The following is a 12,916-nucleotide window of genomic DNA, read 5'->3' as shown; positions in this document are numbered from 1 at the left end:
CGGCGGTCCTCAACCGGCCCAGGCCACCCGCCGACCGTGCGGACCGGTGTAACCCACCACCCGACCGTCCAACGCCAGCGTGAAATCGTCCTCCCGCGGCGGCCGTACCCGCGCCCACTCCGGCAGCGCCCGCCACCCCTCGTTGGCCACCCAGTGCCCCGACAGGCGCCCCATCGCCTCCACGAACGCCGCCACCCGGTCCTTGGGCACATACGGCAGCACGGCGCTGTGCATCACCACCACCGTCGCCTCCCAGGGCGCACGACGCACCACCGCCTCCACCTGCTCCACCAGGTCACCGGCCACCATCAGCGGCGGATCGGCCGCCGCCACCCGCACCGCCCCCATCAACCGCTCGGTGCGCTCACCCTCGGCCCCGCCCGGCCAGATGAGCGCCCGCAGCCACCGCACATCATCCTCGCGGCGCACGTCCAACGGGTTCAGGTCGATGCCCGCACGCCAGACCACCTCCGGCACCCGCTCGGGCACCGGAACCCGCCCCGAGGTCGCACACTCCAACACCACCCCGCTCTCGGCGGGCCCGATCGGCGCCGCCCCGTCGAAGGAGTACCGGTACCGGTCCGGGTACAGGCACAACCCCGCCGACGCCCCCACCTCCACCAGGGCCAGCGGCCCCGGCAACGACGCCAGCACCGGCAGCAGGCACGCCAGCCGGCCCACCTCGTTGGTCTGGGTGGAGCGCTCCAGCACCACCGCCCTCACCGACTCCCAGTGCTCCACCAACCACGGGCGCAACCGTGCCCAGGACTCCACCGGCCCACCCAGGTAGCGCACCGACGCCAACAGCAGATTCGGCTGGCGCTTGTTGCCCTCCGGAAGCGCGCACACCAGGTCCAGCACCGCCCGGTCCCGGGCCAGCTCCCGCGCGATCTCGGCGTATGCGGGCGAGGCCCCCTCCTCGTAGTGCACCGCGAACGCCTCATAACGCGCCGCCACCGCCCGCTCCTGCGCGCCGCTCTCGACCACATCGCCCACGCCCTACCGCCTCTCCGTCGTCTGTGTCCGTGCGCACCACCGTTCTACGCCACCGCGCGGCCCGGTCTCCACCCACCGGCCTCACCGCGGGCGCAGCACCCGGTCCGAGCGCTCCCGCAGGAACTCCACGACCTCGGCCGGGGCGCTGTGGGGCGACCCCGCCCCGAAAGGCGGCCGCGGATCGTACTCGATGGCCAACTGCACCGTCTGCGCCATCACCGGCCCCCACAGCCGCCCCGCCAGCGCCAGGGCCATGTCGATGCCCGCGCTCACCCCCGCCGCGCTCACGTACTTGCCGTCGAAGACCACCCGCTCGGGCGACACGCTCGCACCCCACGCACCCAACTGGTCCACCGCCAGCCAGTGCGTGGTCGCCGCCCGCCCCCGCAACAGCCCCGCCGCCGCCAGGATCAGCGACCCCGTGCACACCGACGTCGTCCACGTGCTCGTGGCGTCCACCGCCCGCACCCACTCGCGCACCGGACCACCGTCCATGTGGTGCACCTGGCCGGGCCCGCCCGGCACGACCACCACATCGGCCCGCCCCACCTGCTCGAAGGAGGCCTCGGCGACCATGCGCGCCGACCCCACGTGGTCGAGCACCGGCCCGGCCGACGCACCGACCAGCACCACCTCCACACCCGGCACACCGCTGAACACCTGGTACGGACCCACCGCATCCAGCACCGTGAACCCCTCGAACAACACGATCGCCACCCGCATCAGCACACACTCCCATCCACTCGAACACCATCGAACACAGCGGGCCGCCCCTCACCGGCGCGACCCGAACCTCTCCCTGTACTGGGCCGGAGAACACCCCAGCGCCCGCACGAACGCCCGCCGCATCGCCTCCGCCGTCCCGTAACCGCACCGGCGCGCCACCGCCGCCACCGGAGCCTCACCCTCCACCAGCACCCGCCGCGCCGTCTCCAACCGCACCCGCTCCACGTACCGGCCCGGACTCACCCCCACCTGCGCGGCGAACACCCGTGCGAACTGGCGCGGCGACATCCCCGCCCGCCGCGCCAACACCTCCACCCGCAGATCCCGCCCCGGGTGCTGGGCGATCCAGTGCTGGACCTCGCGCACCGCCGGACGCTGCGCCGCCTGCGCCGCCAGATGGGTGGAGAACTGGGCCTGGTCGCCGGGCCGCGTCAGGAACACCACCAGGTGGCGGGCCACCTCCAGGGCCACCCGCCGCCCCAGGTCCTCCTCCACCAGCGCCAGCGCCAGATCGATCCCCGCGCTCACCCCGGCCGAGGTACAGATCGGCCCCTCGCGCACGAAGATCGGCTCCGCGCGCACCCGCACCCGCGGGTACTCGCGCGCCAGCCGCCCGCAGTGCGCCCAGTGCGTGGTGGCCGCCCTGCCGTCCAGCAACCCCGCCTCGGCCAGCCAGAACGCGCCCGTGCACACCCCCGCCACCCGCCCCGCGCGCGGCGCCGCCCCGGCCAGCCACGCCACGAACTCCCCGTCCATCTCGCGGGTGCCCTCACCGCCGGGCACCACCAGGGTGTCGATCCGCTCCACAGCGCACAGGTCCGCCTGCGGCGCCAGGCCCAGCCCGCTGGAGGAGGTGACCGTGCGACCACCCAGGGAGGCGGTACGCACCCGGTAGTGGGACCCCGGAGCGCGCGAGGCACCACAGAAGACCTCCAGCGGACCCGTCACGTCCAGGCTCTGCACACCCTCGAACAAGGCGATGACGACCTCGTGGCTCATGGCCTCATCCTCAGCCACCCCGCCCGGCGGCCACAAGGTCGCACACCCCACCTTTCCTGCCACCTTGACCTCAACCAAAGTTCAGGTCAAAGGATGGGGGCACCACTCACCCCGAGGACACCGCCATGTACCTGGTCACCGACCCCCACCACCCCGTCAGCCACCTCGTGCTCCACACCCTGCACACCCGCCGACAACCCACCCTCACCACCTGCCCCACACACCCCACACCCATCACCGCCGCCTTCCTCACCTGCCCCGGCCCCCACACCCCCACCACACTCCCGTACGCCCTCACACACCACACCCGCCACATCGTCTACCTCGCCACCACCACACCCCCCGACCCCCTCGAAGACCTCATCACCCGCCTCACCCCCACCTGGACCCTCCTGCACCCCGGACCACCCGCCTCCCACGCCCTACGCTGGGCCCCACTCCTGCGCACCGGCCACCTGCCCACACCCCGCACCCACCGGCCCTGCCCCCTGGTCCACGAAGCCGACCTGGCCGACGTGGCCGTGGCCGCCCTCACCGAACCCCGCCACCACACCCACCGCACCTACGACCTCACCGGCCCCCACCACCTCACCGAAGCCGACCAGATCCGCATCCTCGCCCAAGTCCTGGCCCTGCCCGCCCCCACAGGACCCCACCGCGCACCCGCACACGAACCCACCACCACCATCGAACGCCTCCTGGGCCGCCCCGCCCGCTCCTTCCGCCAGTGGGCCGCCGACCACGCCGCCGACCTGCGCTGACCCACCCCGGCCCCACGCCCGCCACGCCCCGCCCGCAACACGCCGACAAGAACCGAACACATCACCAGAACTCTCACCCACGCGCGACAATCCCAGGCAGGTGACGACCACACACACGAACGGACACCCGTGAGGCTTTCAGACCGCGGCCGACTCCACCGCACACCGCACACCACTCCCGCCGCACCGCCCCTGATCGAGCTGCGCGACGTGTCCCTCACCCACGACCGCACCACCCTGGTCGACCACCTCGACCTCACCGTCCACGAAAACGAACACGTCGCCCTCATCGGCCTCACCACCACCGCCACCACCGCCCTGGCCCACCTGCTCACCGGGCGCACCACCCCCACCCACGGCCACGTCACCACCCACACACCCGCCCAGCACTTCACCCCCCACCCCCACCACACCCTCGCCCAAGCCCTCACCGGCCACCCCAACCCCTCGCCCCTGGACCCCCACCTGCCCCCCACCCTGGCCGCCACCGGCCTGGACCCACGCGACCTCCACACACCCCTGGCCCGCCTGGACCACCGCCTGCTCACCCACATCCACCACGCCCGCACCCTCTACGCCCTGCGCACCGGCACCCGCCTGTTCATCCACACCACCGACCCCACACCCACCCGCACCCCCCACACCGGCCACCTCCTCATCACCCCCCACCCCACCCACACCCGCGGCGCCGACCGCATCCTGCTCCTGGTCCAGGGCCGCGTCACCGAGACCGGCACCCACCGCCAACTCCTCCTACGCGGCGGCGCCTACGCACGCCTGTACGCCCTGCACCGCCACACCGGCTGAACACACATCCGCCAGGACACCACCCGCCCACACACCAGGACGTGTCCGGCGGATCCTCCTCCTGCTGCCCGCCCCCCAACACGGCTCTCACCGCCGTCCCATCGGCCCACAGCCACACCAGGAGCAGCCCACAGGCAACCCCTTCATCGGCCTCGCCAGAGCCCCACCGGGACGCCGATCACCACGGGCGCCACCCCCGCGACACGCCCTAGGATGAACACGTGTCACCCATCACCAAGGAACTCACCGTCGGCCAGGTCGCCGAACGCGCGGGCGTCGCCGTCTCCGCCCTGCACTTCTACGAACGCCAGGGCCTCATCCACAGCCGCCGCACCGCCGGCAACCAGCGCCGCTACCGCCGCGACACCCTCCGACGCGTCTCCTTCATCCGCATATCCCAACGCGTGGGCCTGCCCCTGGCACGCATCCGCCAGGCCCTGGACGCCCTGCCCGACAACCGCACCCCCACCCCCCGCGACTGGGCCCGCGTCTCCGAACAATGGCGCGACGAACTCGACACCCGCATCGCCCAGCTCATCCGCCTGCGCGACGACCTCACCGACTGCATTGGCTGCGGCTGCCTGTCCCTGGACACCTGCACCCTGTCCAACCCCGACGACGAACTCGCCGCCGCAGGCACCGGCCCCCGCCGCCTGATGGTCGACACCATCAAGGCCGAGGACCACTCCTAGGGCGGGCACACCCGCCCCCGCGGTACGCCGACAGGCGAACCCGCGGCCGCACGAGGCACCGCGGAGGACTCCCAGCCGAGCCCATCGCCCCGCCCGCGCCGCCCCCGCACCAAGGCCCCGCCCGCGCCGCCCGCACGGCCCGCCGCGCACCACGCCTCACTCCGCAGAGGGAGCCCCACCCCACCACGGAGGGAGCCCCCCCGCCCCGACACCACGCCACACTCGAACCATGACCGCCACCCGCACACCCGCCGACCGGGCCACCGCCCACCCCATCGCCATCGCCACGGCCGCCTGGGCCGCCCTCTACGGCCTCCTGCGCCTGTACTGGACCCTCACCGACACCCGCCCCGAACTTCCCCCCGTCGGCGACGACCTCATCGCCTTCTCCGACTGGCCCATCATCGCCCTGGCCGCCACCACCATCGCCCTGACCGCCGCACTGACCCGCCCCGCGCCGCCCCTGCCCGCCCGCGCCCTGATCGCCGCCGCCTGGACCACCGCCGCGCTCACCACCTTCAGCGCCGTCCTGCTCCTGCTCGACGTCGTCGCCCTGCTCCTCCTCAACACCTCCGGCATCCCCATCTCCCCGGCCGCCATGGCCGCGCGCCTGGGCGCCCTGGCCATGGCCCTGGGCCTGGTCCACACCGCCCGCCACGCCCACCGCCGCTGGATCGCCGACTGCGCCCACTGCGGACGCACCCCCCGCACCCGCCCCGCGCTCCAGGCCACACCCGCCTGGGCCTACGCCGCCGCCTACACCGCCATCGCCGGCTGCCTCACCCGCGTCCTCGTCCAGCTCCCCTTCGGCGAATCCAACCTCACGACCCCCGCCGACCCCGTCGAGGCGACCATCGCCATCATCGGCCTGCTCCTCATCCTCGGCGCGGCCGGCGTCCTGCTCCCCCTGGCCCTGGTCCACCCCTTCGGACGCACTTGGCCCCGCTGGGTGCCCTACCTGGCCACCCGCCCCATCCCCCGCCTGCTCGTCCTGGGCCCCGCCCTCTTCGCCACCCTGGGCATGAACGCCTACTTCGGCATGAACATGGCCGGCCTGCTCCTGGAAGGCCCCGATACCTACGGTGGCGGCTTCCCCGACTGGTTCTGGTGGGCCGCCGTGGGCTCCTACGTCATCTGGGGCCTGGGCCTGGCCGCCGCCACCCTCTTCTACGCCCGCCGCACCCGCCCGGCCTGCGACCACTGCCACCGCCACTGACCCCGCACACACCAGTGGCGGCGGCCCCCGGCCACCGCCACCCACCCCCGCCGGGCCTCAGAGCCCGGCGGCCTCGTCCCTGCCCCGACGCGCCAACTCGTCCGCGCGCTCGTTGCCCTCGTCGCCGCTGTGCCCGCGCACCCAGCGCCACTCCACCTCATAGCGCGCCGACACCTCGTCCAGGCGCTGCCACAGGTCCACGTTCTTGACCGGCTTCTTGTCCGCCGTCCGCCACCCGCGCCGCTTCCAGTTCGCCACCCACGACGTGATGCCGTTGCGCACGTAGGAGGAGTCGGTGTGCACCAGCACCGGCAGCGGACGCTTCAGACTCTCCAACGCCTGGATGGCCGCCATCAGCTCCATCCGGTTGTTGGTCGTCTGCGCCTCGCCCCCGTACATCTCCCGCTCATGGTCGCCGTAGCGCAGCCACACACCCCACCCTCCCGGGCCGGGGTTGCCGCTGCACGCCCCATCGGTGTAGATGACCACCTTCTGCGTCGGCTGCCCGCCGACCTCGTCCCCGTTGTGCATGCGCCGAAATCTACCGCCCCCGGCGCCACCGCAGCACACCACCCGCCCCACACAGAGCCGAAAATCAGACCAATCGGACCGAGCGGACGGCCACAGAACCCGAATTGGCCCCACGCCACCCACCACAACCCCCGAACACCCGCCCGCCACCGACCAAAACCGTTTGCCGCCACCAAGGCCCGCCCACCACAATGGCCCCGCACACCCCCACCTCCGCGAAAGGACCACGTGCACCTCCACGCCATCACCATCGACTGCGCCGACGCCTACACCCTGGCCACCTTCTGGTCCCGCGCCCTGGGCCACCCCCTGGACCCCGACGACAAGCCCGGCGACCCCGAAGCCCTCATCCGCCTCCCCCAGGGCCCGCCCCTGCTCTTCATCGGCGTCCCCGAACCCAAGACCGCCAAGAACCGCCTGCACCTGGACCTGTGCGCCGACCCCGGCACCACCCGCGACGCCGAGGTCACCCGCCTGCAACAGCTCGGCGCCACCCTGGTCGAGGACCGCCGCAACCCCGACGGCACCGGCTGGGCCGTCCTGCACGACCCCGAGGGCCACGAGTTCTGCGTCGTCCGCGCCGACCACGAACGCTGACACCCCGCCGCACGACGAAGGGGGCGCCCCGGCCACCGCCGGGACGCCCCCCACCGCGCAGAGGGGCTCAGCCCCCGAACTCGCGCACCAGCTCCGCCGTACGCTCCTCACGCCGCTCGAACACGCTCTGGGACATCTCGCTCATCTTCTTCAGCACCCGCTTGCGCTCGCGCGCCGAGAGCCGGTCGATGTAGAGCCGTCCCAGCGTGTGGTCGGTCTCGTGCTGCAGGCACCGCGCGAAGTAGCCCTGACCCGACAGCACCACCTCGGCGCCGTCCTTGTCCACACCGCGCACCGTCGCCCGCTCCAACCGGCCCAGATCCGCGTGCGGGCCCGGCACCGACAGGCACCCCTCCGACTCCACCACCAGCACGTCCTGGGCGCCGCGCTCCTCCAGCACCGGGTTGACCACGTGCCCCACGTGGCGCACACCGTCATCGTCGGGGCAGTCGTAGACGAACAACCGCAGGTCCACACCCACCTGGTTGGCCGCCAACCCCACACCCTCGGCCGCGTACATCGTCACGAACATGTCGTCGATCAGCTGCGAGAGCTCCGCGCCGCCCAGCATCTCCCGCGGCACCTCGGCGTTGCGCCGGTGCAGCACGTCCTCGCCCGTCACCGTGATCCGGCGCACCCGGCCGCGGGCCGCCTCGGGCGCCAGCTCCGGGTACTGCGCCACCTCCCGGCCCTGGACGACGGCGGCTACCTGGGCAGGCGTGGACTGCTCCGACATGGCTCTACTCTCACAACGTGCTCGGGGAGACGACAGGCGGCCCAACACGCCGCCAACACCCCGAAAAATAGCACGAAACGGCAGGTCACCCCCGCGCCCGCGGACCCCTCACCGAAACCACGCGTTGCCCTGGATGAAGCACCTGGCCAGGTAGTCGCGCAACGAGACCACCACCAGGCGCCGGCGGTCGCTCTCGTGGTCCCACACCACGATCCCGGGACCGTAGTCGGTGTGCACATAGGCGAACTGCGGACCCATGTCCGAGTCGCCGAAGAAGATCATCTCGTCGAAGGGCGCGTACAGCTCCAGGTAGTCCGGCTCGCGCCGCATCGCCAGGTTGTCCTCCACCAGGCGCCGGGCACTCCACACCACCGCGTCCCCGTACTCGTTGGACACACCGTCGGTCTCCCTCAGCAGCGACGCCAACTCGAAGGGCAGGGGCAGCATCAGGTGCTTCTCCACCTCGGCCAGGGTCACCTCATCGGCCGGATCGTTCAGATCGGCCTCGGGATACATCTGCAGGATCAGTTCACGCCACACACTCCCGATCATCACAGGTCGTGGCAACCCACGGGAAATCGACGTCGGCGAGTTGCGCCAAAAACCCGCCAATCCGACCCTCTCACCCCCACAAACCTCCCATCAGGGGCATACCGCCCGACCCCGACCCGGCCACACACCACCCCCCACCACCACGCCCGAAAAGACCAAAAACGCCAACAACACCACCCTGCGTGACAACACCACCACACACACGATGGAATGGACCCAACACCACCCCACCCACAAAAAAAGGGGCCCCACCACCACCGCGCCCACACACCACCACACGACAGAATGGAACCACCGACACACACCAGCAGGAACGGACCGCACCACACATGGCCAACGCCCCACACCACCGAGCAGGCCCCCACCACACCGGCCCGCTCACCACCCTGGCCTACCTCGTCCTGCTCATCTCCCAGAACATCGCCACCCTCCTCCTACTCCCCCTCGTCATCGCCTCCGCCGTCCTCACCCTCATCTGGGTCGGCCTCCCCTTCATCATCCTCACCGCCACCCTCCTGCGCACCCTCGCCGACACCCAACGCCGCACACTCGGCCACATCCTCCACCAAGGCCGCATCCCCTCCGTCTACCGCCCCGTACCCCCCTCCGGCGTCGTCGCCCGCGCCGGCGCCATCATCACCGACCCCGCCACCTGGAAAGACCTCCTCTGGCTCGTCTCCACACCAGCCAGCGTCTCCCTCGTCCTCATCCCCGCCGCCTTCCTCGCCCACGGCACCCTCCACCTCCTCTTCACCCTCAACACCCTCCTCAACCTCATCCCCAACACCGCCCTCTACGGCTTCTACACCCCCACCAACCTCCCCCAAACCCTCCTCCCCCTCCTCACCGGCGCCATCCTGCTCTACCTCGCCTACATCACCACCCCCCGCGCCATCACCCTCTACATCCGCTTCAACCGACTCCTCCTCTCCCCCACCGAAAAAGCCCGACTCACCGCCCGCGTCGCCCACCTCGCCACCAGCCGCGCCAACACCATCGACACCCAAGCCGCCGAGATCCGCCGCATCGAACGCGACCTCCACGACGGCGCCCAAGCCCGCCTCGTCGCCCTGGGCATGAACCTCGGCATGGCCGAGAACATCGTCGAAACCGACCCCGAAACCGCCCGCACCATGCTCGCCGAAGCCCGCGAGACCACCCGCCACGCCCTCATGGAACTCCGCGACCTCGTCCGCGGCATCCACCCACCCGTCCTCGTCGAACGCGGACTCCACGGCGCCGTCCACGCCCTCGCCCTCACCCACCACCTGCCCATCAGCGTCACCATCGACCTCAACGGCCGCCCCGCCGACCCCGTCGAATCCGCCGCCTACTTCGCCATCGCCGAACTCCTCACCAACACCGTCAAACACTCAGGCGCCACCCACGCCTGGATCCACATCAACCACGGCCGCAACCGCCTGGTCATCACCATCACCGACAACGGCACCGGCGGAGCCGACGCCACCCCCGGCAGCGGCCTGGCCGGCATCCGTCGCCGCCTCGACGCATTCGATGGCACGATGAACATCACCAGCCCCCCGGGCGGCCCCACCATCGTGACCCTGGAGATCCCGTGCGCGTTGTCATCGCCGAAGACCTTGCCCTCCTCCGCGACGGTCTGATCCGGCTCCTCGAGGCACACGACTTCACCGTCGTCGCCGCCGTCGACAACGGCCCCGACCTCCAGGCCGCCCTCACCGAACACAAACCCGACGTCGCCGTCGTCGACGTCCGCCTACCCCCCACCTTCACCGACGAAGGCCTCCAAGCCGCCCTCGGAGCCCGCTCCCAGGTCCCCGGCCTGCCCATCCTCGTCCTGTCCCAACACGTCGAACAGCTCTACGCCCGGGAACTCCTCTCCGACGACACCGGCGCCGTCGGCTACCTCCTCAAGGACCGCGTCCTCGACATCGGCCAGTTCATCGAAGCCGTCCGCCGCGTCGCCGACGGCGGCACCGCCATGGACCCCGCCGTCATCTCCCAACTCCTCGCCCGCCAGGACCAGAGCGGCCCCCTCGCCCAACTCACCCCCCGCGAACGCGAAGTCCTCGCCGAAATGGCCGAAGGCCGCTCCAACTCCGCCATCGCCGGGCGCCTCTACATCACCGAAAAAGCCGTCAGCAAACACATCAACAACATCTTCACCAAACTCGACCTGCCGCCCTCCTCCGACGACAGCCGCCGCGTCCTCGCCGTCCTGGCCTACCTCAACGGCCAATAGACCCCGCACACGACGAAGCCGCGGCCCCACACCCACCGGGACCGCGGCACACCACACCCACTACGGCTCGCGACGCACGCGGTACAACCCGTCGATCTCCTCCGCGAACGCCCGCAACACCGCCTCACGCCGCAACTCACCCGAGGGCTGCACCAGCCCCGACTGCGACGTGAACTCCTCCGCCAACACATGGAACGACCGCACCGCCAGATGCCGCGGCACCGACCGGTTCGCCTCGTACACCAACCCCTGCACCTCACGCAGCAGATCACGGTCCCCCGCGATCTCCTCCGGCGCCATCGACAACGGCCGCCCGTTCACCAACCGCCAGTACTCCAACTGGTCGCGCACCAACGTCACCAGCGCACTCGCGAACGGCCGCCCCTCCACGATCACCAACACCTGACTGATCAACGGATGCGCCCGCAACCGGGCCTCGAACTCCGCCACCAGCTCCGCGTCCGACCGCTCACCCGACTCCACCGCCGCCGGCTCCGGCGACCACGACCCCGCCGCGACACGCTCCTCCGCCGGCACCACCGCCACACCCGGCTCCACACGCTCCACCGCGGCACCCACCGACGCCGAACGCGCCACGAACCGGCCCGGCACCTCGGCCACCGCGGCCTGCGGACGCACCCGGCCACGCAGACCCACAAAACCCGAACCGTCGACCTCCACGGCCACACCCGTGGCCAACCAGCCGTCACGGAACGCACTGCGCGACCCCTCCGCGTCCCCCCAGTACCCCGAGAACAACGCGCCACCGCGCACATAGGCCTCACCCTCCGGCGAGACCCACAACTCACGGTCGTCCAACACACGACCCACCGACCCGGCCACACGGTCACCCACCGCGTTCGCCGAGAACGCACCAGCCGTCTCCGGCGTACCGAACACCTGCATCACCGGCACACCCACACCACCGAAGAACGCGTCCAACTCGTGCGAGAGCCCACCGCCCCAGCACACACCCAGATGCACCCGGTTACCGAAGATCTCCCGCACCCGCACGAACGACCAGCCGTACATCGACCGCGACAGCCGCCGCCACGCACCCTTCTTCGGCGACTGGTCGAAGTCCACCGCGGCCGCCACCGACGCGTTGAACGTCGCCAACGAGTCCCACCCCGTCGACTGCGCCCGCTCACGCTCCACAGCGAACACCGACTCCAACTGCGCCGCCGAACACACCAGCACCGTCGGCTTGAACGAGGACACACGCGCCATCAACGTCCCCGGCGCGGTCAACCCCACCCGCACCCGGCCCACCACACACGCCACCAACGACGCCAACCCCTGGACCTGCGTCAACGGCAGATCCAACAGCGCACTCGCCCGCCCAGGATCCAGCTCCGACAACCGCGGCCACATCCGGTCCACCAACGACGCCGCCGCCGTCAGCAGCGCACCGTGCGAGAGCACCACCCCCCGCGTCTCCCGCGAGACCGTACTCAGCGGGTACAACACCACCGCCGCGTCCTCGGGCCGCGTCTCATCACGCCGGAACCGCACCGACGTCGCATCCATGTACGCACCCAGCGACACCAGATCCGGCAGATCCGGCTCCAACCGCCACACACGCCCCAGATCCGGCAGCTCCCGCTGCAGACCCGTCACCGTGCCCAGCAACCGGTCGCCCTCCACCAGAGCAGCGGCCGGACGCGTCTCACGCACCACCCGCACCACCCGCTCCGCCGAAGCCGACGGCTCCAACGGCACCACCACACCACGCACCGACCACACGGCGAACGCGACCCGCACCCACTCCTGATGCGAAGCCGACACCACCAGCACCCGGTCGCCCTCGCCCACACCGGCCGCGATCAGCCCCTTGGCCACCGACGTCACGTCCGTGGCGAACTCACCCGCCGTCCGACGCCGCCAGCCATCACCCACCGGCACCGAGAACAGTTCGGCATGCGCGTCACCGGACGCCCCCTCGTACACCAGGTCGCCCAGCCCGGACATCGCCCGAGCCCGCACACCGGGGGTGACACCAGCCTCGCCCATACCCACTCATCCTCTGCCACATCAGAAGGCGGACCAGGCACAGACCGGAGCCGCCTCAATCGGGGA

14 protein-coding genes are annotated in these 12,916 nt (G+C 71.5%); 7 read left to right on the top strand and 7 right to left on the bottom strand.

Annotated elements, in window-relative coordinates:
- Nucleotides 1–9: 9 nt before the first annotated feature.
- The 3 genes from HNR10_RS29750 to HNR10_RS29740 form a co-directional block, all read right to left on the bottom strand.
- The gene (locus HNR10_RS29750) at nucleotides 10–987 is read right to left on the bottom strand and encodes a DUF2332 domain-containing protein (protein ID WP_312889527.1); all 978 of its coding nucleotides are present in this window, start codon (nucleotides 985–987) and stop codon (nucleotides 10–12) included.
- A gap of 90 nt (nucleotides 988–1,077) precedes the next feature.
- A complete protein-coding gene (locus HNR10_RS29745; protein ID WP_179829277.1) occupies nucleotides 1,078–1,719 on the bottom strand; it encodes a DJ-1/PfpI family protein in 642 nt (213 codons plus the stop codon).
- Nucleotides 1,720–1,770: 51 nt separating this feature from the next.
- Entirely contained in the window at nucleotides 1,771–2,721 is a 951-nt protein-coding gene (locus HNR10_RS29740; protein WP_179829276.1) for a GlxA family transcriptional regulator, read from the bottom strand.
- A gap of 125 nt (nucleotides 2,722–2,846) precedes the next feature.
- Here HNR10_RS29740 and HNR10_RS29735 point away from each other — a divergent pair, with 125 nt between their 5' ends.
- The 4 genes from HNR10_RS29735 to HNR10_RS29720 all read left to right on the top strand — a co-directional run bounded on the left by HNR10_RS29735 (nucleotide 2,847) and on the right by HNR10_RS29720 (nucleotide 6,197).
- Complete coding sequence (locus tag HNR10_RS29735) at nucleotides 2,847–3,482, top strand: Rossmann-fold NAD(P)-binding domain-containing protein (protein ID WP_179829275.1); 636 nt, start codon at nucleotides 2,847–2,849, stop codon at nucleotides 3,480–3,482.
- 129 nt (nucleotides 3,483–3,611) lie between these two features.
- Nucleotides 3,612–4,289 (top strand): ABC transporter ATP-binding protein, encoded by a 678-nt coding sequence (locus tag HNR10_RS29730; RefSeq protein ID WP_179829274.1) that lies wholly within the window; start codon nucleotides 3,612–3,614, stop codon nucleotides 4,287–4,289.
- A gap of 221 nt (nucleotides 4,290–4,510) precedes the next feature.
- Nucleotides 4,511–4,981: a redox-sensitive transcriptional activator SoxR gene (soxR, locus tag HNR10_RS29725; protein WP_179829273.1), complete on the top strand. Its 471-nt coding sequence runs from the start codon at nucleotides 4,511–4,513 to the stop codon at nucleotides 4,979–4,981.
- 229 nt (nucleotides 4,982–5,210) lie between these two features.
- The gene (locus HNR10_RS29720) at nucleotides 5,211–6,197 is read left to right on the top strand and encodes a hypothetical protein (protein WP_179829272.1); all 987 of its coding nucleotides are present in this window, start codon (nucleotides 5,211–5,213) and stop codon (nucleotides 6,195–6,197) included.
- A gap of 57 nt (nucleotides 6,198–6,254) precedes the next feature.
- Here HNR10_RS29720 and rnhA read toward each other — a convergent pair whose 3' ends face one another.
- Nucleotides 6,255–6,728 carry a ribonuclease HI gene (gene rnhA / locus HNR10_RS29715; protein WP_179829271.1) on the bottom strand — a complete coding sequence of 158 codons (474 nt, stop codon included), beginning with the start codon at nucleotides 6,726–6,728 and terminating at the stop codon, nucleotides 6,255–6,257.
- Between the two features lie 228 nt (nucleotides 6,729–6,956).
- On the opposite strand from rnhA, the gene HNR10_RS31540 reads away from it, so the two are divergent.
- Nucleotides 6,957–7,325, top strand: coding sequence for a VOC family protein (locus tag HNR10_RS31540; protein WP_179829270.1), 369 nt, complete (start codon nucleotides 6,957–6,959; stop codon nucleotides 7,323–7,325).
- Nucleotides 7,326–7,392: 67 nt separating this feature from the next.
- On the opposite strand, the gene def is transcribed toward HNR10_RS31540, so the two are convergent.
- Entirely contained in the window at nucleotides 7,393–8,061 is a 669-nt protein-coding gene (gene def, locus HNR10_RS29705) for a peptide deformylase (RefSeq protein ID WP_179829269.1), read from the bottom strand.
- Between the two features lie 108 nt (nucleotides 8,062–8,169).
- Nucleotides 8,170–8,613: an SMI1/KNR4 family protein gene (locus HNR10_RS29700; protein WP_053617527.1), complete on the bottom strand. Its 444-nt coding sequence runs from the start codon at nucleotides 8,611–8,613 to the stop codon at nucleotides 8,170–8,172.
- A 329-nt stretch (nucleotides 8,614–8,942) separates the two neighbouring features.
- On the opposite strand from HNR10_RS29700, the gene HNR10_RS29695 reads away from it, so the two are divergent.
- Complete coding sequence (locus tag HNR10_RS29695) at nucleotides 8,943–10,238, top strand: sensor histidine kinase (RefSeq protein ID WP_179829268.1); 1,296 nt, start codon at nucleotides 8,943–8,945, stop codon at nucleotides 10,236–10,238.
- On the top strand, nucleotides 10,190–10,837 hold the full coding sequence (locus HNR10_RS29690) for a LuxR C-terminal-related transcriptional regulator (protein WP_179829267.1): 648 nt from the start codon (nucleotides 10,190–10,192) through the stop codon (nucleotides 10,835–10,837). The genes HNR10_RS29695 and HNR10_RS29690 overlap by 49 nt, the downstream gene beginning before the upstream one ends.
- 60 nt (nucleotides 10,838–10,897) lie before the next feature.
- On the opposite strand, the gene HNR10_RS29685 is transcribed toward HNR10_RS29690, so the two are convergent.
- Nucleotides 10,898–12,850, bottom strand: a complete 1,953-nt coding sequence (locus HNR10_RS29685; protein WP_179829266.1) for an AMP-binding protein — start codon at nucleotides 12,848–12,850, stop codon at nucleotides 10,898–10,900.
- Nucleotides 12,851–12,916 lie beyond the last annotated feature (66 nt).

This window comes from Nocardiopsis aegyptia (assembly GCF_013410755.1).
Lineage (GTDB): Bacteria > Actinomycetota > Actinomycetes > Streptosporangiales > Streptosporangiaceae > Nocardiopsis > Nocardiopsis aegyptia.
The sequence above is the reverse complement of the archived record's forward strand: the minus strand, read 5'-3'. Positions and strand labels throughout refer to the sequence as shown.